The organism is Collinsella sp. OF02-10 (assembly GCF_003463445.1).
Taxonomy (GTDB): Bacteria; Actinomycetota; Coriobacteriia; order Coriobacteriales; family Coriobacteriaceae; genus Collinsella.
Map to the genome: position 1 here is coordinate 1 of NZ_QSCW01000003.1, position 20341 is coordinate 20341.

Sequence of the window (20341 nt, forward strand, 5' to 3'; positions counted from 1 at the left end):
AGCGACGGACCTCGGGACGCTCTTACACCACGTCTGCGCGCGCCACCCACACCCCGATTTTTGGCAACAAAACCGCAGGTCGCGGATGCCCAAAACAGGGGTCTGGTCGACAGGTCTCGGTTTTTCACCGCACTTCCGGATTGGGCGCTCATTTAGCAACCTTGGTGTCTCCACATCCCCTAAAAAAGTTCTTAAAACAGCCTTAAAGGCGTTCCAACTCGCGTTGACAGCGTATAATACGCAGGTTTGACTATGACAGAAGTGGATTTTGGGGGAGGAGTACGCCATGGAGGTGCTGGTTGTTGGCAACACCGCATATGTTGACGATGACTTTTGCGCCAAGGCATTCCCTGGGGACCACGTTAAGGTTGTAGCCGCGCAGGAAGCGCGCCGCGATGAGTCGTCGCCCCATGCCTCGTGGAAAGAGCTGCTTCAGCACTTGGAGCAGGCCTACGAGTTCGACCGCGTGGTCTACCTGTCTAATTACCTAACCCCGCATACCGATACCGTGGGCGATATCGAGCTGCTGCGCTCGGTCTTTCGTACGTGCGCGGGTCGCCGGGTCCAACTGCTGTATGTAGCGGGGCCCGCGGGTGCCGAGGGTGCCGCCGATGCCGCGGGGCGAACGGGCAAGGGCATTATCGCGCACGCAGCCAACGACCTGTGCCGCTACTACGCTGCTCGCGAGGGCGTTCAGACCAAGATCCTGCGCGTGCCGTTCCTGTATACCGCGTCTGCCGCGCTGGAAGACCCGTTTTTGGTGCCGATGTTCGACGCATGCTCAACCGGATCGGCCGCTCTGCAGGGCGCGCAGGATGCGGCGTTTCCCCTGCTGTGTGCCGAGGAGCTTTCGGTGCTGGTACGCCGTATCTTCGACAGCTGGGATGGCAACTTTGAGACGCTCGACGTAGCCGATACCTTCCATCATACGGCGGGCGAGGTGGGCGAGGCCCTTCAGGCACTGTTCCCAGGGCTCTCAGTTGCCTATGGCGATTCTGCCGGCTACGCCCTGCCCGCCAGCGACGTCGCTCGCGTGCACTATGGCTGGTTTCAGCGCTACGACTTGCTGCGCGACCTCTCGACCATTCAGGCTCGCTGGGATGCTGGCCGTGCAAAGAAGGTCAACCCCTTGCGCGCGGCCATCGACCGCATTCAAATGCGCACGCTGCCTGTCAAATGCCTGGAGACGGCAGCCGCCTGGGTGCTCTTTGAAGTGCTGGAGCGCTTGTTCTCCCAATCGACCCAGCTCAACGTGCTCGATTATCGCCTGCTCTACGTGGTGCTCATCGGCACGCTGTATGGCTTGGACTTTGGTCTGGTTGCGGCGCTGCTGGCGTCGGTGGGTTTGGCTGCGAGTTACTTTACTTTGTACGGCTATACCTTCCAGGGCCTGTTCTACGAGCCGTCCAACTGGCTGCCGTTTATCGCGTACTTTGTTGTGGGTGCCGTGTGCGGCTATGTGCAGCTGCGCAACAGCGAAGCCATTAGGGCGGAGCGCGATCAAAACGAGCTCGTGCGCAACCGCAATACGTTCCTTACGCAGCTCTACCACGACGCGATCGAGGACAAGCGTGCGTACAGGCGCCAGATCGTGGGTCGCCACGACAGCTTTGGCAAGATCTTTGCCGTGACGCAGGAGCTCGACGTGCTCAACCCACGCGACATCTATCGCAAGTGCTGCGAGCTTCTGGGCGAGATCCTCGAGAACGATTCGGTGACGATCTACCATGTTTCTGGCGGAGCATTTGCACGCTTGGTGGCAGCAAGTCCCGCGATTGCCGAAGATGCCGCACGCTCGCTTACGCTTGAGCAGCTTGCGCCCCTTTTGGGCGACGGGGGTCGTTCGAACCTGTGGGTGAACCGCGAGCTGACGCCGGGGCTTCCCATGTTTGGATACACGATCGAGCGCGACGGGGCACCCGCCGTGTTGATCTTTGTACGTCGCGCGGCCGAAAACCAAATGACCCTCTATTATCAAAATCTGTTCCGCATCTTGTGCGGCCTGGTCGAAAGCGCGCTGGGCCGTGCCTTTGACTACGAGGCGGTGGCACAGGATAAACGCTGCGTTGACGGCACTTGCGTGCTCAAGCAGGCTGCCTTTGGCCAAGAGCTCGCGGCCGAGCAGGCGCTGGCAGATGGCAAGATGGGCAGCTTTTTGCTCCTGCGCGTGGTACCGGGCATGGAGTCTGTCGGCGAGCTGGTGGGCGCAATTGGGTCGGCAATCCGCGAGAGCGATGCGGCGGGCTTGGTCGATGGCGACGTGCTCTACCTGCTTATGCGCCAGGCAAAGGCGTGCGATCTGCCCATTATCCGCGAGCGCCTGAGCGCAAAGCAGATTGCGGTGGAGCCCGTCGACGGCGAGGACATCGTGGCGCTGCTGCGGCATATTGCTGACACCGGTGACGGTGAGGGGGGTGCCGCTTGATCTCGCTTGTCGTTGCCGCCGTCTTGTTGCTGATTCATGCGCTGGTTTGCCTGGTGCTGTGGACGCTTATGAAGTTGGGCCTGCTGCCGGTGCGCGGGCATATGCTGGCTGTGATAGTGCTGGTGCCGCTGTGGGGCCCGTTGCTGGTGGTTCTGCTATCGGTCCGCGGAACGGCGTTTGGCGAGGGGCTGAAAGAGTCTGCGCTGGAGTCGCTGCGCTTCAACGACGACCTGCATCGTAGTATGTCGGTACCGAGTGGTGAGGACGATGCAGGCGTAGTGCCGCTCGAGGAGGCGCTCATCATCAACGACCCGGCAGAACGGCGCCGCCTAATGCTCTCCATGCTCACCGAGGAGCCCGACGCTTACCTGGCGCAGCTGCAGGCGGCTAAGCTTAACGACGACGTTGAGGTGGCTCACTATGCCGCGACGGCGGTGGTGCAGATCTCCAAGGAGTCCGACCTTAAACTGCAGCAGCTGGAGCGTGCCTTTAAGACGGACCCGAGCGCGCAAAACCTCAACGAATACTGCGATTTTCTTGGTGAATACTTGGGCTCGGGCCTGGCCGAGGGGCGCGTGGCTCAGATTCAGCGCCAACAGTACGCGCGTTTGCTTGCGCGTCGCTGCGAGCGCGAGGACACCCTTGAGCTTCGCATTCGATACGCGACGGCGCTGGCCGATGTCGGACAGATCGACGAGGCGCAGGCCGTGACCGACCAGCTGGTGCTCGATGTGCCCGAGGAGCAGGAGGTTTGGATGCTTTGTCTGCGCCTTGCGGTGATGCGCCGCGACGGTGACGAGGTCCACCGCGTGATCGATGCGATTGACAAACAGCATGTATACTTGAGCGCCGCCAACCGCGAGGAACTGGCGTTTTGGCGCAACGGAGAGGAGGCCCGATGAGCGTGGTACAGCATATCCGCGACCGTGCGGGCCATTTTCGCTGGATGGGGCTGCTTGTGGTGTGGGCGGTCTTTATTGCCATGGCGGCCGTGCTGCTGGTGGAGCGCGCCGGCGTGCAGTACAGTGCGGGCCAGCATAAGCTGGGGATGCTTGCCGCCAACGATGCAGTTCCGGCCTCCTCGGCAATATTTGGCCAAAAGCCCACGTGCCTGGTCATTACCGATTCCGATCAAGCTGGCGTCGAGGACGTAAAGGAGCAGTTCGACCAGATTCTGCTCGACATGAAGATCGCGCACCGCGACGTGGACCTTGCCGTGGATGGCGCAGATGCCATTCCCTCGCTGACCTCCTACGATCTCGTGATTTTGCTCATGCCGTCGCTCGATGGGCTCGGTACGCACCTGAGCGACATTATGAGTTGGGTGAGTGCCGGCGGTTCGCTTATGCTGGGCATGACGCCAGATAACTCGAACTACCTGCAGACTATTGCTTCCAAGCTTGGTATCGAATCGGCCGGATATGACTATGCGACAGCCGAAAGTATCGTTCCGAGCGAGGACTTTATGTTGGGCGGGGGAGATCGCTACGAGCTCTCGGACCCCTTTGATTCGTCGCTTTCGGTTTCGCTGCGCGAGACGGCTCGTGTGTGGGCTAAGACCGCCGATGCGGGCGCCCCACTCATTTGGTCGAATGACTGCGGTAGCGGTCGCACCGTGGTGTGCAATATCGGCATCTACGACAAGGTCATGCGTGGGTTCTATGCTTCGGCCATAAGCTTGCTGGGCGATGCCACGGCCTATCCGGTCATCAACAGCGCCGTCTTCTATCTGGACGACTTTCCCAGCCCCGTGCCCTCGGGCGACGGCACCTACATCAAGCGTGACTACGGCCTTTCCATTTCGGATTTTTACACCAAGGTCTGGTGGCCCGATCTGCAAAAGCTCGCGCAAAAATACGGCATTCGCTATACCGGCGTGATGATCGAAAACTACGAGGATGCGGTCAACCAGACCGAGCCCGCGCGCCAGGCCGATACCACGCAGTTCCGCTACTTTGGCGGCATGCTGCTGCAGATGGGCGGCGAGCTGGGCTTTCACGGCTACAACCATCAGCCTCTGGCGCTCTGGGATACCGATTACGGCACGCTGTATGACTACAAGACCTGGAAGAACAAGGAAACGCTCGTCGCATCGCTCAACGAGCTTATCGCTTTCCAGGACGAGGTGCTGCCCAACGCGCACGGCTCGGTTTACGTGCCGCCGTCAAATATCCTTTCGGCCCGCGCGCGCAAGCTTATCGGCACCGACGTTCCGCGCATTAAGACCATCGCCAGCACGTATTTTGAGGACGGTACCGACCTGCCGTACGTGCAGGAGTTTGGCGTGGCGAGCGATGGCATTGTGGAGCAGCCGCGTATTGTCTCGGGCGGCATGGTCGACGATTCCTACATGCGCCTGGCTGCCGTGTCCGAGCTCAACATGCACTACGTGAGCACGCACTTTATGCATCCGGATGACCTTTTGGATCCCGATCGCGGCGCCAAGGAGGGCTGGGAGGTTTACAAGGGCGGCCTGATTGACTACCTGGACTGGCTTACCAAGTCTGCTCCCGACCTGCGTCGCCAGACCGGCTCGGAATGCTCGGGCGCTATCCAGCGTTTTTCGTCCATGACGGTGAGCGTGGATACAAGTGCGGATGCCTGGACGCTCAGCTTGGGTAATTTCCACGACGAGGCGTGGCTTATGTTCCGCGCCAACAACGGCGAGCCGGGTGCAGTCACGGGTGGCGAGATTACGCATTTGACGGGCGACCTGTACCTGGTCAAAGCCACGGACAAGACGGTGACCATTGCGCGCAAGGAGGGTGGCGACAAATGAGAATCTGCTTGGTACTCGAGGGTTGCTACCCCTATGTGCACGGCGGCGTATCTACCTGGATGCACGGCTACATACAGGCCATGCCCGAGCACGAGTTTGTGCTGTGGGTGATTGGCGCGCATGCTGCCGACCGCGGTAAATTTGTCTACGAGCTGCCCGACAACGTGGTCGAGGTACACGAGGTGTTCCTGGACGATGCCCTGCGGCTTTCGGGTGAGCAGCACGAAGCCAGTTTTGACGACCGCGAGCGCGAGGCGCTACGCCGCCTGGTGTCGCTCTCCAATCCGGACTGGGACGTGCTGTTCGATATCTTCCAGCGCCGCCGCGTGCATCCGCTCTCATTTTTGCAGAGTCGCACATTTATGGATATCTTTCGCGACGTGTGCCTGGCCGAGTACCCCTACACGCCCTTTGCCGATGCATTCCACACCATGCGCTCCATGTTGCTTCCCGTGCTCTACCTGTTGGGCAGCAAGGTGCCGGTGGCCGATGTGTACCATGCCATCTCGACCGGCTACGGTGGCCTGCTCGCCTGCCTTGGCTCAAGCGTTCACCATGCGCCGGTGCTGCTGACCGAGCATGGCATCTATACCCGTGAGCGCGAGGAAGAGATCATTCGCGCCGACTGGGTGGTGCCCTCGTTTAAGGACCGCTGGATTCGCTTTTTCTACCTGCTTTCGGAGGAGATCTACCGCCGCGCCTTCCGCGTGACGAGTTTGTTCCATAACGCCCGCAAGACGCAGATCGATATGGCCTGCGATGCGGGTAAATGCCTGGTCATCCCCAACGGCATCCAGTTCGACCGCTTTAAGGACATTCCCTTAAAGCCCAATGACGGCTGGGTGGACATTGGCGCGGTGGTGCGCCTGGCGCCCATCAAGGACGTCAAGACCATGATCTATGCGTTCTTTGAGCTGCATGAGCGCCTGCCCAAGGTGCGCCTGCACATTATGGGCGGCGTGGATGACGAGGAGTACGGAGCCGAGTGCCATGCGCTCGTCGATACCCTGGGCGTGCGCGACTTGATCTTTACCGGGCGCGTCAACGTGGTCGAGTACATGGAAAAGCTTGACTTCACCATTTTGACGAGCATCTCCGAGGGCCAGCCGCTCAGCGTGCTGGAGTCGCTTGCAGCGCGCCGTCCCTGCGTGACGACCGAGGTGGGCTGCTGTCGCGAGCTTCTCGAAGGCGCCCCGGGCGATGACTTTGGCGTGGCGGGTTTTGTGACGCCGCCTATGTATCGCAAGGGCTTGGCCGATGCCATGGAACGCATGTGCACAAGCCGCGCTCGTCGCATTGAGATGGGGGAGCGCGGCCAGCGTCGCGTTGCCACGTACTTCTTGCACGAGCAGATGCTCGCCAACTATCGCGCGCTGTACGACAAGACGGCGCAAGCGTTTGACCTGCCCAGAGAGGGGGAGTAGCCGGTGGCCGGAATCGGTTTTGAGCTCAAGCGCCTGTTTAGGCGCAAGGGTCTGTTTGCCTCGATGCGCGCCTATGGCTACGCTGGCATTGTGTGCACGGGCCCCATGCTGCTGGGCGTGCTGCTCCAGGTGGGTATCCTGGTGCTGTGCGGTCTGTGGGGCGTGGGGCGCGCCAACCAGGATCTGCTGGTGTGCATGGTGACCTATACGCTGCTGGCATCGCTCACGCTCACAAGCTTTTTCTCCATGCCGGTCACGCGCTTTTTGGCCGACATGCTCTTTGCCGAGCGCGAGGATGAGATCCTGCCTTCGTTTTGGGGCTCCAACGCCATCATGCTCGTTGCGGGCACGGTGCTCTATGGCGTCTTTTTGCTGTTCTCGGGCGCCACGCTGCTGCAGGGGCTGCTGTGCCTGTGGCTGTTCAACATTATGATCGTCAACTGGAACGGCATGAGCTATCTCACGGCCATCAAAGATTACCGCGGCATCCTGTGCAGCTTTGCGGCTGCCATTGGCGTGGCGTGCCTGTGCGCCCTGGCAGCGCTGGCGCTGGGACTGCCGCCGGTCGAGGGCCTGTTGGCGTCAATCGCCCTAGGCTACGGCGTCATGCTGGCCTGGGACGTGGTGCTGCTGTACCGGTATTTTCCACGGAGTGACCGGAGTCCCTGGCGTTTTTTGCGCTGGCTCGACCAATTTATGCCGCTTGCGCTTACGGGGCTGTTTACCAACTTGGGGCTTTTCGTACACCTGGTTATTATCTGGGCGGGCCCTATTGGCGTGCAGATCAAAGGCCTGTTTTACGGGGCTCCTTACCATGACGTGCCGGCACTCATTGCGTTTTTGACCACACTCGTCACGACCGTCAACTTTGTGGTGTCGGTCGAGGTCAATTTCTATCCGCGCTACCGTGACTACTACAGCCTGTTTAACGACGGCGGCGTGGTGGGCGATATTGTGGTGGCCGAGGAGGAGATGCTCTCCACGCTCAACAGCGAACTGCGCTTTTGCGCGCTCAAGCAGCTGTTTGTGACCGCGGCGGTCATCTCGCTCGAGACCACAGTGCTCTCGGCCCTGCCGCTGGGCTTTAACAACCTTATGCACGGGTATTTTCGCACGTTATGCCTAGGCTACGGCCTGTATGCCGTGGGCAACACGATCCTGTTGATCTTGCTGTACTTTACCGACTACAAGGGGGCCGTGCTGGCCTCGGGCCTGTTTGCCGGTGTGGCGGGGCTCGCGACCGCCGTGTCGTTGCTTTTGCCGCAGCAGTTTTACGGCTTTGGCTTTTTGTTGGGTGCCGCGGTGTTTTTTTTCGTGGCGCTGCTGCGGCTCGATACCTATACCGCCAACTTGCCGTATCGTATCCTGAGCCAGCAGCCCATTGTGGCGACCGACAAAACGGGTCGCTTTACACAGCTGCGCCGCATGCTCGACCGTGCCGAACAGCGCTATGAGGAAGGCCGCCATAAGGGTGTGCCGCACGGCGGGTTTCAGCGCGCAGTAGTTCGCGTGTATCGCAACCATTGGGGAGGTTCTGATGATCGATAAGTTGATGTCTCGTCGCTGTCTGATCGAGGCGGCTGCCGGCGCGCTGCTGCTTTCGGGCTGCTCATCTCAGGACGAATCCTCGACCAAAAAAGTCAAAAAACAGGGCAAGATAAAAAAAGCCGATGCTTCCGACCAGTCCAAGCATTTGCGCGATAAAGATGAGCTGTACGAGGTCTACGACGACTCGGACATTGTGACCATGTACCTGACGGTCTCGCGCGGCAACAGCTCCGAGAACACCGACCACAGCTGGGCCGAGATCAATACGTACTCGGTGTATGACTATGCCGACATGGGCGTGACGCGCTATCAGGTTATGGGCCTGCTGCAGGCGGGCGACGAAGACGGCCCGGTGGCCGGCGAGGTTGGCTATGGCGAGGAAGCGCCCAATGCCACCGTGCAGGTGCGCGGCCAGACGTCGAGCTCCTACACGCAAAAGAATTACAAGGTGGAGCTCAAAAAAGGCAAGGGCACCTGGCGCCAACAGCGCGCGATTGCGCTCAACAAGCACATGGGCGAGGGTATGCGTTTTCGCAACAAGATGGCCTACGACCTTATCCGTGGGATTCCCCAGATGATGGGTCTGCGCACGCAGTTTGTGCATCTGTGGGTGTGCGACCAAACCGAAAAGTCCAACGATACCTTTGAGGACTACGGCCTGTTTACGCAGGTGGAGCAGCTCAACAAGACGGCGCTTAAGGCACATGGCCTGGATAAGAGCGGACACCTGTACAAGGTGAACAGCTTTGATTTCCATCGCTACGAGGACACCATTAAGCTTGCCGACGATCCCGACTACAACCAGGCAAGCTTTGAGGGCATGCTCGAGATTAAGGGCGATTCAGACCACACCAAGCTCATCGAGATGCTCGACGCCCTCAACGACGAATCGCAAAAGATCGATGACGTGCTCGACACCTACTTTGATACCGAGAACCTGGTCTATTGGCTGGCGTTTCAGATTCTGACGGGCAACTGCGATACGCAGAACCGTAACTGCTATCTGTATAGCCCGCTCAACTCCAATACGTGGTACATCCTCGATTGGGACAACGACGGTATGCTGCGTAAGCTGGAGCTTTCTCTTGCCGGGTTCTCGGACTATGCGAGCTGGGAGCGCGGCGTAAGCAACTACTGGGGCAACGTGCTATTCAATCGTGCGCTGCGCAGTAAGGCGTTTCGCAGTGAGCTCGACCGCGCCGTCAAGGACCTGCGCTCGTATTTGACCGAGGCACGCCTGGCCAAGATGATTAAACATTATCGCGAGGTTACCGAATCGCTGGTCTTTGCTTCGCCCGATATCGACAATCTGCCTGTCACCAAGGACGAATACGTGCAGATTGCCGCGGCGATTCCCTCCGAGATCGAGGAGAACTACAAGAGCTTTCGCGAGAGCTATAAAAAGCCCATGCCGTTCTACATTGGCGTGCCGCAGATCGATAACGGTAAGCTGCGCATGAACTGGGATGCGTCTTACGACTTTAAGGCGCGTGACATTCGCTATACCGTGGAGCTGGCGCGCGACTATGCCATAAGCGACGTGCTTTTTAAGGCCGAGGACGTGCTGCTTCCCGAGGTGACCTGCGATGCGCCCGATGCCGGCCAGTATTTTGTGCGCGTGCGCGCCACCAACTCAGACGGCTATACGCAAGATGCGTTTGACTACTATGTGACCGACGACGGCAAGCACTACGGCATGAAGTGTTTTTACGTGCAAGACGGCGGTAAGGTCGTGGAGGACACGTATGAGGAGGGCTAGCGCGCTGCTTGAGCGCCTGGCGGCACCTCCTGCGCGTACCACGCAGGAGCGTTACCGCCATGAACTCAAATATCTCATTAACGAGGGCGAGCACGCCGCGCTTGCCTGCCGCATGGTGCCGGTTTTTAAACTGGACAAGCATGCGCGGGCGGGTGGTTACACCATTCGCAGCCTGTACTTTGACGACTACTGCAACTCGGCCTACGAGGAAAAAGACGCCGGTATTCTCATGCGCAAAAAGTATCGCGTGCGCATCTATAACGGCAGCGACAAGGTGATTAAGCTCGAGCGCAAAAAGAAGTACGGCAGCTGGATCTACAAGGAGGACGCGCCACTCACGCGCGACGAGTTTGAGCAGATTCTGGCTAGCGACTACGACTTTTTGCTGAGGAGCCCCTATCCGCTCTGTCGCGAGTTCTACATCGAGTGCATTTGCAATATGATGCGCCCGCGGACCATCGTGGACTACGAGCGCGAGCCGTGGGTGATGGACGAAGGTACCGTGCGCATTACCTTTGATAGCAACGTGCGTGCGGCGGTGGGAAGCTTTGACATCTTTGACGCGACGTTGCCCGCGTTGCCCGTGCTGGAGCCCGGCAAGCTGGTGATGGAGGTCAAGTTTACCGAGTTTTGCCCGCAGCTGGTGCGCGATATGGTGCCGCCAGGTGCGGCCGAACTCACGGCGGTCTCTAAGTACTGCCTGTGTTACGAAAAGACCGCCTACCTGCGCGGATTTAATTACTGGGAATCGGATTTTGAGAACCGAGGGGATATTTAGATCATGAGCACCAGGGACTTTTTTAAGAACTCCGTCTTGGAGGCGTTTGGTCAGGTCGACCCTGCCAAGATCGGCCTGTCGCTGCTCGTGGCGCTCGCCATGGGCATCCTGATCTATTACGTGTACAAGCGCTTTTTTACCGGCGTAGTGTATTCACGCAGTTTTGCCGTAACGCTCGTGGGCATGTGCGTGCTCACCTGCATGGTCACGCTCGCGATCTCGACGAATGTGGTCATCTCGCTTGGTATGGTCGGTGCTCTGTCTATCGTCCGCTACCGTACGGCGGTCAAGGACCCGCTCGACCTGCTGTATCTGTTTTGGTCCATTACCACGGGCATTACGGCGGGAGCCGGTATGTATGCGCTCGTGGGGCTCACGGCGGTGGTGATCGTGGTGATGATTGCCGGCTTTGCGAGCCACCAGGACAAGGCGCGCGTGTACATGATGGTCATCCACTACACGGGGCAGACCACCGGCGATGATATCGTGCGTGCATTTGGGCGCACCAAGTTCACCGACAAATCCAAGACGATGTGCGGTGACAAGGTCGAGATGGCCGTCGAGGTGTTCTCGGACGGCGTTGACATGCCCTATGCCGACGCGATTCGCGCGCTCGACGGCGTTGAGGACCTGACGCTCATCCAGTACAACGGCGAATATCACGGCTAATTTTGTTCCGGCGTTCTAACGAACGCCGGACCGCTCGACGCTGCGCGGGCATCTGCCGGGCGATCTGCCGCTCAAACCGTCGCTCGCGTACATGAAGTACGCGTCGCTCCTCTTTCACGGCACCTCGCCACGACAGCTGCCCGCTCGCTGGCGCGTGCTCTTCCAGGATGGCTAATTTGGTTCAGTTTTATTATTTAAGGGACGGTGTCGCGTGGACGTGCAACAGTTAGAAGAGGCCTGGGCTGCAAGGGCTGGTGCGCGTGAGGCGCGTCTTGTTGCGGCCTCGCATGTGCCGGCGGCGCTGTCGATGCTGGGGATTGTGCAGCCCGGCGATCGCTTGGTGGCCTTTGCGGACGACTTTGCCGATGCGTTTGCCTGCGGCTTTGATGGCTGCGATGTTGCGCTGGTGGGGGAGCCCGCGGCTGCGGCGTTTGCTGCTGCGTCCGAGGGCTTTGATGCTTCGTTTGATGCCGAGGGGCCGCACCTGTGGTGGTTTGTCAACTCCATCGGCGGGTTTGGTCTGCGTGTGCCCGACCTTCGCGCTCTGGGCCGCGCGGCTCGTGAGTCGCATGCGCTGCTCGTAGTTGATAACACTGTGTCGGGCGTCTTTGGGTGCAACCCGCTGCGTCTGGGCGCCGTGCTTTCGCTCGAGGCGCTCGACCGCGTGTGTGCCGGCGTTGCGCCGCGCAAGCTCGTCGCCGCTTCGGTGGCGCGCTCGCAGCTTAAGCGCCATCGCGTGGATGCCGCCGCCGAGTGTGCGCATGCGCTTCTTGCGGATTGCGGTGCGTCTGCACTCGACCTTTCTGTTAATGAGGCTTGCATGCTGGAGCGGGGGCTGTCTTCGCTCGACGCTCGCATGCAGGCCCACTTCGATCGCGCCCGTGCGCTGGCCGAGTATCTGGCCGCCAACGAGATGGTACGCAACGTGCGCTATCCCGGGCTGACCTCGCATCCCGACCATGCGGTTGCAACGGGAATCCTCGAGCACGGCTTTGGCCCCGCAGTTGAGTTTGACCTTATCGAGCGTAGCGCGGGTGATCTCTTCGATGCTTTGCCGGGGGAGTTTCGCACATCGCCCGCCGGCGGCGCAACGACGCGCCTTTCGGCTCCACGCGGCAAGCAGGGGAGCACCATCCGCCTCTTCGCCGGTACCGACGATCCCCTGGTTGTAGCGTCCACCCTAGACAACGCCCTTCGCAAGTTAGCTACTCTTTGATGCTGGCGATGAGGTCGTCGGCTTTTGAGGCGATGACGTTGTTGATGTCGGTCTGCAGCTCCTCGTAGACCGCTATGGCTCGCTCGCCGGCGGGGGTAAGCGTGGATCCGCGGGCGCCGTCGCGCTCGATGAGCTTGCAGCCCAGCTGTCCTTCGGCCTCGTTCACAATGCGCCAGGCCTTGGAATACGCCATACCCATGCTCTTGGCGGCACGGTTGAGCGAGTGCTCGCGGGCAATACCCTGCAGCAGCAAGACGCAGCCGTGGCCGAACACGCCCGGCAGATCCTTGTCGCACGCTTGAATGACCAACTTTGCCGTTGTCTTGTACTCCATGTGCTCCACGTCTCCCCGCTAAAGTGTTTGCTGGGCAAACGCAAAGCCTGCGTCAAACCCTCGTGTGCTCTTTCTAAACCATGCATTGTAGCAGTCAAAGTGCGTTAAGATACTTCCCCAGTATTGGGCGCCCAAGGTTGGGCTGGGTCCTACGAGGCCTGCAGCCGACCGGTCGCATGGAAAAAGGAGAAACATGGCTACGTTCTTTCCCGGTGAGTCCCACACGTTTTCGGAGTATCTGCTGGTCCCTGGTTACTCGTCCTCGCAGTGCATCCCCAACAACGTCTCTCTTAAGACGCCGCTAACCCGCTTCAAGCGCGGTGAGAAGCCGGCAATCACCCTGAACATCCCCATGGTTTCCGCCATCATGCAGTCCGTCTCGGGCGTCGACATGGGTGTCGCGCTCGCTACCGAGGGTGGCCTGTCCTTCATTTACGGTTCTCAGACCCCCGAGTCCGAGGCCGCTATGGTCAAGGCCGTCAAGGATCACAAGGCCGGCTTTGTTCAGTCCGATTCCACGCTGACTCCCGACATGACCATGGAACAGGTCATCGAGCTCAAGGAGAAGACCGGTCACTCCACCATGCCGGTCACCGACGATGGCACCCCCAAGGGCAAGCTCCTGGGCATCGTCACCAGCCGTGACTATCGCCCCAGCCGCGATGACCACCAGAAGAAGGTCTCCGAGTTCATGACCCCGCGTGAGCAGCTTATCGTGGGCGACAAGAACATCAGCCTCAAGGTTGCCAACGACGTCATCTGGGACAACAAGCTCAACGCTCTGCCCATCGTTGACGACAACGATCACCTCATGGGCATCGTCTTCCGCAAGGATTACGACAGCCACAAGACCAACCCCAACGAGCTGCTCGACGGCGACAAGCGCTATATGGTCGGCGCCGGTATCAACACCCGCGACTATGCCGAGCGCGTGCCGCTGCTCATCGAGGCTGGTGCCGATGTCCTGTGCATCGACTCCTCCGAGGGCTTCAGTGAGTGGCAGAAGCGCACCATCGAGTGGATTCGCGCCAACTACGGCGAGGACGTCAAGGTCGGTGCCGGTAACGTCGTCGACGCCGAGGGCTTCCGCTTCTTGGCCGACTGCGGTGCCGACTTCATCAAGGTCGGTATCGGCGGCGGTTCCATCTGCATCACTCGCGAGACCAAGGGTATCGGTCGTGGCCAGGCCACCGCGCTGATCGACGTCTGCCGCGCCCGTGACGAGTACTACGAGGAGACCGGTGTTTACGTGCCCGTGTGCTCCGACGGCGGTATCGTATACGACTACCACATGACGCTCGCCCTTGCTATGGGTGCCGACTTTATGATGCTGGGTCGCTACTTCGCCCGCTTCGATGAGAGCCCGACCGAGCGCGTCAACGTCAACGGCCAGTACATGAAGGAGTACTGGGGCGAGGGTTCTGCGCGTGCTCGCAACTGGCAGCGCTACGACCTGGGCGGCGCGGCGAAGCTCAGCTTCGTCGAGGGCGTCGACTCCTACGTTCCCTATGCCGGTTCCCTCAAGGACGGCGTGGGCGGCACGCTCTACAAGGTCAAGTCCACGATGTGCAACTGCGGCGCCCTTTCGATCCCCGAGCTCCAAGAAAAGGCACGTCTGACCCTGGTGAGCTCCACCTCCATCGTCGAAGGCGGCGCCCACGACGTAGTCGTGAAAGACTCCCAGCAGTCTGTGTCTTATCGATAGGATAAGAGCTGCACATAAAGGTTGAGTTTCAACCACGTTATTTAGATAAAGCGAGATGCCTGCAAGTCGCAGGCATCTCGCTTGTCGTATTTGCTATCATCATGCGAGTTAACGATGTGGCGGGGCGTTCTTACCTTTGCTCACTGCAAGTTCCGCACGAGCCGAAGAGCACTTAATGTGCTCTTCGTGCGAGCAGGACTGTCCGCAGCAGCGAGTAAAGGTAAGAACGCCCCGCCCCAACCGAGATAACAAAGGAGCTGATATGTGCGATTGCACAGATCATAAGGACGAGATCCCTGCCTACGACGCGCAGGCCATTGAGTCCAAGTGGATGAAGGCCTGGGAGGACTCCAACCTCTTTGCCGTCGACACCGACGCCAGCAAGCCCAAGAAGTACGTGCTCGAGATGTTCCCGTATCCGTCGGGCGACCTGCACATGGGCCACGCGCGCAACTATACCATCGGCGATGCCATGGCCCGTCAGGCCCGCATGCGCGGCTACGATGTGCTGCACCCCATCGGCTTTGACGCCTTTGGCCTGCCTGCCGAGAACGCCGCCATCAAGCACAACACGCAGGCTGCCGCCTGGACGTATAAGAACATGGACCAGGCGCTCGCCACGATGAGGCGCATGGGCTTCTCCTACGACCTGGATCGCACCGTTAAGACCTGCAGCCCCGACTACTATCGCTGGGGCCAGTGGATCTTTGAGAAGATGTGGGAAAAGGGCCTGGTCTATCGTAAGAAGAATCCGGTTAACTGGTGCCCCACCTGCAAGACCGTTTTGGCTAACGAGCAGGTGACCGAGGGCAAGTGCTGGCGTTGCGGCACCGAGCCCGAGAAGCGCGACCTTGAGCAGTGGTACTACAAGATCACCGACTACTCCCAGGAACTGCTCGACGACTTGGAGAAGCTTCCCGGCTGGCCCGAGCGCGTCAAGCAGATGCAGGCCAACTGGATCGGTCGCTCCGAGGGCGCCGAGGTCGACTTTACCCTGTGCGATGCCGATGGCGAGCCTATCGAGGGCGACGAGGGCAAGATCACCGTCTTCACCACGCGCGCCGACACGCTCTTTGGCGTTTCCTTCTTTGTCCTGTCTCCCGAGTACGCCCGTCTGCACGAGCTCGTCGAGGGCACTCAGTACGAGGAGGCCGTCACCAAGATTGTCGAGGACTCCAAGCATATCTCTGCCGTCGAGCGTGCCCAGGGCACTCTCGAGAAGCACGGCGCCTTTACGGGCCGCTACGTGGTGAACCCCGTCAACGGCGAGAAGATCCCCGTGTGGGTTGCCGACTACGTCGTGGCCGATTACGGCACCGGTGCTGTCATGGCCGTTCCCTGCGGCGACCAGCGCGACTTTGAGTTCGCCCGCAAATACGATCTGCCGATCGTGCCGATCATCCTGGACGATGACGACCGCGCTGCCGTCGAGGCCAACGGCGAGACCATCGATACCTTCCATGCCGAGACCGTCGACTGGGATTGCGCCCATGCTGCCGAGGGCACGCTCGTCCAGTCCGGCAAGTACACCGGTATGCGCGGCGGCAAGCACTCCGAGGGCGAGGCTGCAATCGTTGCTGACCTCGAGGCCATGGGCTGCGGTCGTCGTAAGGTCGAGTTCCGTCTGCGCGACTGGCTCATTTCCCGCCAGCGCTATTGGGGCAACCCCATCCCGGCCATCCACTGCGAGCACTGCGGCATCGTGCCCGTGCCCGAGGACCAGCTGCCGGTAACGCTGCCCGAGAACCTGGACCTGGGCGCCGGCGAGACCCTCGCCGAGTGTAAGGAGTTCTACGAGACCACCTGCCCGGTCTGCGGCCGCCCGGCCAAGCGCGAGACCGATACCATGGACACCTTCACTTGCTCCAGCTGGTATTACCTGCGCTATACCGACCCGCACAACACCGAGCTGCCTTTCTCCCGCGAGGCCGCCGACCGTTGGATGCCCGTCGATAACTACATCGGCGGCATCGAGCATGCCATTCTGCACCTGCTCTACAGCCGCTTCTTTACCAAGGCACTGCGCGACCTGGGCCTGCTGAGTGTGGACGAGCCCTTCACCAACCTGCTGTGCCAGGGAATGGTCAAGGACGAGAACGGCGACACCATGTCCAAGTCCAAGGGCAATGTCGTGCCCCCGAGCTCGGTCATTGAGCCCTACGGCGCCGACACCATGCGTCTGGCGATCCTGTTTATCGCCCCGCCCGAGAAGGACTTCGACTGGGATCCCAAGGCCGTCGAGGGCGCCAACCGCTTCATCAAGCGCGCCTGGCGTATCGTGTGGCAGCTCGTCCAGTCCGGCGACGCCAACGTGGCCTTCGACAAGTCCGCACTCGACGAGGTCGCGATGAAGCTCTATCGCGAGCGTCACCGCACCATCGCCAAGTGCACCGAGGACTTCGATCGTGGCCAGTTCAACACCGCCATCTCGGCCGTCATGGAGCTCGTCAACGCGGCGAGCGCCTACCTCAACGCCACCGAGGGTGCCGCCCGCGACAAGGCGCTGTGCTACGGCGTGGCTAAGGATATCGTGAGCGTCCTTGCCCCCATCTGCCCGTTCTGGGCCGACGAACTGTGGCACGAGGCCCTCGGCTGCGAGGGCAACGCCTACACCGCCGCCTGGCCCGAGTTCGACCTGGCCGAGTCCATCGAGGATACGGTGCAGATCGTCGTCCAGGTGCTCGGCAAGGTCCGTGGCCGCATCGACGTCGCCCGCGACGCCTCCAACGAGGAGATGCAAGCTGCCGCTGAGGAAGCCGTTGCCAAGTGGCTTGAGGGCAAGACGGTCGTCAAGGCCATCTGCGTGCCCGGCAAGCTGGTCAACCTGGTGGTCAAGTAAGCGCTGCGCGTAAAGCTGACATGCAATAAACGAGGGACGGTCCGGTTGGGTCGTCCCTCGTTTTGTGTTGTCTGCCCTGCTTAGTCAGTGCGTCGCACCGTCTTCTACGGGATGTGTACCAGGTCCCTAAAGTAAACGTTGCCCGTTGCCTCTTCGAACATCCAAATGTTGAGGTAGATGTCGTTGAGTTCGTTGTTCACATCAAAGTCCGGGTCGTCGAAGGTGCCTACAAAGGCGAGCATGGCGCGCGTTTCCTCGCCCGCTGCGACCTGCTGGCGCATGCGCACATCGCGGACCACGCCGTTGACGTAGGCATAGGAGTCCACATCGCCAAACATCATGTCGACATCGGTATTGTTGGTCACCGTAAAGACGAGCGCCGCGTCTCCGTAGCCGTCGGTGTCCTTGCCCACGCAGGTAACATGGACGTTTTCGTCTGCCTCAAGGTCGATGGGGAACTGTTCTTGGGGGTCGGGACCCAAGCCCTGGGGATCGACGGTGTCTTCGTTTATTTTGTCGAAGCTCTCCGATGACGTCGTTTTCTCGATGGCTTTTGTGCTGCCGAGATCCGGTTCGCATGGTCCGGTTTTGCCATCGATGTTGTTGCAGGCCGTCAGAGCGAACGAACAGGCAGCTACGACGAGCGCGGTCGCGCAGAGGGTGCCTAGGCGTTCCATGGATCCTCCTTGCCGTGGAGATACTGGAAGGTTGTGTGGTCAATGCGTGCGGCAGGCTTTCTCGCTACAGAATGCCTCTCAGCTTTAGTCTGGCCGATGTGCGCCCAGGGATGGAATGCCCATAGGGCCCGATTCGGTCGGCGCTCTGGGACGCATGGCCCGTTTTGGTGCTGTTGAGGGTGCGCCGCATGGGGCTCCTCGGTCAATTGTCCTATTCTTGTGGAGAACCTGTGCGCACGCTGACCTGCAGATTCGTACTGTGCTTGCGCGTTTCCGCAGCTATTGGTATAGTTTGCTTGCAAATGAAGTTGTAATTGAAAGAAGTGGGGTTTCGGCCCCGCTTCTTTTTTGTATGGATGGAGGTGCCGCAATGGTCAAGACCAAGACCGAGCAGGCGATCATCGACGCGCTCGAGGCCGTCGCTCCCCAGCACGATGTCGACATCGTCGACGTCGAGCTCGTGGGCGCCACCAAGGCCCCCTGCGTGCGCGTGCGTATCGAGGGTGCTGAGGGTCAGAGCCTGTCGCTCAACGACGTCACGGCCAACACCAAATGGGTCGGCGATGTAATCGAGGAGCTCGACCCCATCTCTTCGAGCTATACGCTCGAGGTGTCGAGCCCGGGCATGGCGCGCCCGCTGCGCCGTCCGCGCGACTTTGCCCGCTTTGTGGGCGAGAATTGTGAGCTCACCTCCACCGCCACCGAGGGCCGTCGCAAGTACGCCGGCAAGATTGCCGCTGCGACCGAGACCGACGTGACCCTCGAGCTCGAGGACGGCGAGTCCGTCACCCTCGATTTCTCTGATGTTAAAAAGTGCAAGTTGAAGCCCACCTACGACTTCAAGCCCGCGAAGGAAGGAAAGTAAGATGGCAGCATCCGACATGATGTCCGCCCTGATGGAGCTTTGCCAGGAGAAGCACATCGACCAGCTCTACCTGATCGACCGCCTGGAGCAGTCGCTCGCCAAGAGCTATGCCGAGATCCTGCATCTTGAGTGGGGCGCCAAGGTGACCATCGACCGCACCACCGGCAAGATCTATGTCTACCGCCTGGAGCCGATCGACGATTCCATGGACGAGGAGGGCAACTTCACCGAGTTCGAGGAGATCGACGTCACCCCCAAGAACACGAGCCGCATCGCCGCCCAGCACGCCAAGGCAGAGATCAACGCCATCGTGCGCAACTCCGCCCGCGAGCAGATCTACGAGGAGTTCTCCGGCCGCATCGGTGACCTCATCAGCGGTACCGTGCTGCAATCCACGCCCGACTTCACGATCGTCAAGATTCGCGAGGGCGTCGAGGCCGAGCTGCCGCACTTCGATCAGCGCCGTTACGAGAACGAGCGCAACGAGCGCCCGATGGGCGAGCGCTACCTGCACAACCAGCACATCAAGGCCGTGATCATCGACGTTCGCGACCCCAACTCCAACCTGCAGCCGGTTCGCGGCGAGCACAGCCGTCCGCCGATTGTCATCTCCCGCACCCACCCCGAGCTCATGCGTCGTCTGTTTGAGCAGGAGGTGCCCGAGATCTATGAGGGCACCGTCCAGATCAAGTCGATCGCCCGCGAGCCTGGCCAGCGCTCCAAGGTCGCCGTCCACTCGCTCGACGACCGTCTGGATCCCGTGGGCGCCTGCGTCGGCCCCAAGGGCAGCCGTGTTCGCGCTGTCGTGGGCGAGCTCCGTGGCGAGCGCGTCGACGTCATCCTGTGGGATGCCGATCCTGCCGTCTACGTCGCCAACGCCCTGTCGCCCGCTAAGGTCACCCGCGTCCTCATCGACGAGGAGAAGGCCTACGCCGGCGTCATTGTGCCCGACGACCAGCTGTCCCTCGCTATCGGCAAGGAGGGCCAGAACGCCCGCCTCGCCGCGCGCCTGACCGGCTGGCACATCGACATCAAGTCCGAGACGCTTGCCGCCGACATCCTCAAGAATGTTCCCGTTCACGAGGAGCCCGCCGCCGACCTGATCGGTGACGAGGAGGACGAGGACGTCCGCCGCTGCGAGTACGTGTCCGAGGACGGCATCCAGTGCCGCAACCAGGCTCGTCCCGGCTCCCGTTTCTGCGGTGTCCACGACACCGACGCCTTCGATGATGCGGAGGACCTGATCTAGCGCGCGGTCGCGCCGGGCAGGTCCCGGCGCGTCTCTCACGCTCGTTCAGTCTCTAGGCACCCAAGGTGCCAGAA

Annotated in this window: 15 protein-coding genes; 13 read left to right on the forward strand and 2 right to left on the reverse strand. The window is 60.6% G+C overall.

Going from position 1 to position 20341, the window contains the following annotated elements; translation table 11 throughout:
• The first annotated feature begins 286 nt into the window (after positions 1 to 286).
• From DXA43_RS02355 to DXA43_RS02395, 9 genes are all read left to right on the forward strand, one after another.
• Positions 287 to 2425 (forward strand): DUF4118 domain-containing protein, encoded by a 2139-nt coding sequence (locus DXA43_RS02355; RefSeq protein WP_117806142.1) that lies wholly within the window; start codon positions 287 to 289, stop codon positions 2423 to 2425.
• Complete coding sequence (locus DXA43_RS02360; protein ID WP_117806143.1) at positions 2422 to 3327, forward strand: hypothetical protein; 906 nt, start codon at positions 2422 to 2424, stop codon at positions 3325 to 3327. The genes DXA43_RS02355 and DXA43_RS02360 overlap by 4 nt, the downstream gene beginning before the upstream one ends.
• On the forward strand, positions 3324 to 5204 hold the full coding sequence (locus DXA43_RS02365) for a DUF2194 domain-containing protein (protein WP_117806144.1): 1881 nt from the start codon (positions 3324 to 3326) through the stop codon (positions 5202 to 5204). Before DXA43_RS02360 ends, DXA43_RS02365 begins: the two co-directional genes overlap by 4 nt.
• On the forward strand, positions 5201 to 6628 hold the full coding sequence (gene pelF, locus DXA43_RS02370) for a GT4 family glycosyltransferase PelF (protein WP_117806145.1): 1428 nt from the start codon (positions 5201 to 5203) through the stop codon (positions 6626 to 6628). The genes DXA43_RS02365 and pelF overlap by 4 nt, the downstream gene beginning before the upstream one ends.
• Positions 6629 to 6631: 3 nt before the next feature.
• Positions 6632 to 8176: an exopolysaccharide Pel transporter PelG gene (gene pelG, locus DXA43_RS02375; protein ID WP_117806146.1), complete on the forward strand. Its 1545-nt coding sequence runs from the start codon at positions 6632 to 6634 to the stop codon at positions 8174 to 8176.
• Positions 8166 to 9935, forward strand: a complete 1770-nt coding sequence (locus DXA43_RS02380; RefSeq protein ID WP_117806147.1) for a CotH kinase family protein — start codon at positions 8166 to 8168, stop codon at positions 9933 to 9935. Before pelG ends, DXA43_RS02380 begins: the two co-directional genes overlap by 11 nt.
• Positions 9922 to 10713 (forward strand): polyphosphate polymerase domain-containing protein, encoded by a 792-nt coding sequence (locus tag DXA43_RS02385; protein WP_117806148.1) that lies wholly within the window; start codon positions 9922 to 9924, stop codon positions 10711 to 10713. Before DXA43_RS02380 ends, DXA43_RS02385 begins: the two co-directional genes overlap by 14 nt.
• Before the next feature lie 3 nt (positions 10714 to 10716).
• Positions 10717 to 11382 (forward strand): DUF4956 domain-containing protein, encoded by a 666-nt coding sequence (locus DXA43_RS02390; protein WP_117806149.1) that lies wholly within the window; start codon positions 10717 to 10719, stop codon positions 11380 to 11382.
• 211 nt (positions 11383 to 11593) lie between these two features.
• The gene (locus DXA43_RS02395; protein WP_117806150.1) at positions 11594 to 12598 is read left to right on the forward strand and encodes a PLP-dependent transferase; all 1005 of its coding nucleotides are present in this window, start codon (positions 11594 to 11596) and stop codon (positions 12596 to 12598) included.
• On the opposite strand, the gene DXA43_RS02400 is transcribed toward DXA43_RS02395, so the two are convergent.
• Positions 12588 to 12932 carry a winged helix-turn-helix domain-containing protein gene (locus DXA43_RS02400; protein WP_117806151.1) on the reverse strand — a complete coding sequence of 115 codons (345 nt, stop codon included), beginning with the start codon at positions 12930 to 12932 and terminating at the stop codon, positions 12588 to 12590. The genes DXA43_RS02395 and DXA43_RS02400 overlap by 11 nt on opposite strands.
• Before the next feature lie 193 nt (positions 12933 to 13125).
• Between DXA43_RS02400 and DXA43_RS02405 the strand changes: the two genes are divergently transcribed.
• Positions 13126 to 14637: an IMP dehydrogenase gene (locus tag DXA43_RS02405; protein WP_117736274.1), complete on the forward strand. Its 1512-nt coding sequence runs from the start codon at positions 13126 to 13128 to the stop codon at positions 14635 to 14637.
• A gap of 262 nt (positions 14638 to 14899) precedes the next feature.
• Complete coding sequence (gene leuS / locus DXA43_RS02410; RefSeq protein ID WP_117806152.1) at positions 14900 to 17476, forward strand: leucine--tRNA ligase; 2577 nt, start codon at positions 14900 to 14902, stop codon at positions 17474 to 17476.
• A 104-nt stretch (positions 17477 to 17580) separates the two neighbouring features.
• Here leuS and DXA43_RS02415 read toward each other — a convergent pair whose 3' ends face one another.
• Positions 17581 to 18153 (reverse strand): hypothetical protein, encoded by a 573-nt coding sequence (locus DXA43_RS02415; RefSeq protein WP_117806153.1) that lies wholly within the window; start codon positions 18151 to 18153, stop codon positions 17581 to 17583.
• 370 nt (positions 18154 to 18523) lie between these two features.
• Here DXA43_RS02415 and rimP point away from each other — a divergent pair, with 370 nt between their 5' ends.
• Entirely contained in the window at positions 18524 to 19018 is a 495-nt protein-coding gene (rimP, locus tag DXA43_RS02420) for a ribosome maturation factor RimP (RefSeq protein WP_117564814.1), read from the forward strand.
• Position 19019: 1 nt separating this feature from the next.
• Entirely contained in the window at positions 19020 to 20267 is a 1248-nt protein-coding gene (gene nusA, locus DXA43_RS02425; RefSeq protein WP_006234042.1) for a transcription termination factor NusA, read from the forward strand.
• Positions 20268 to 20341 lie beyond the last annotated feature (74 nt).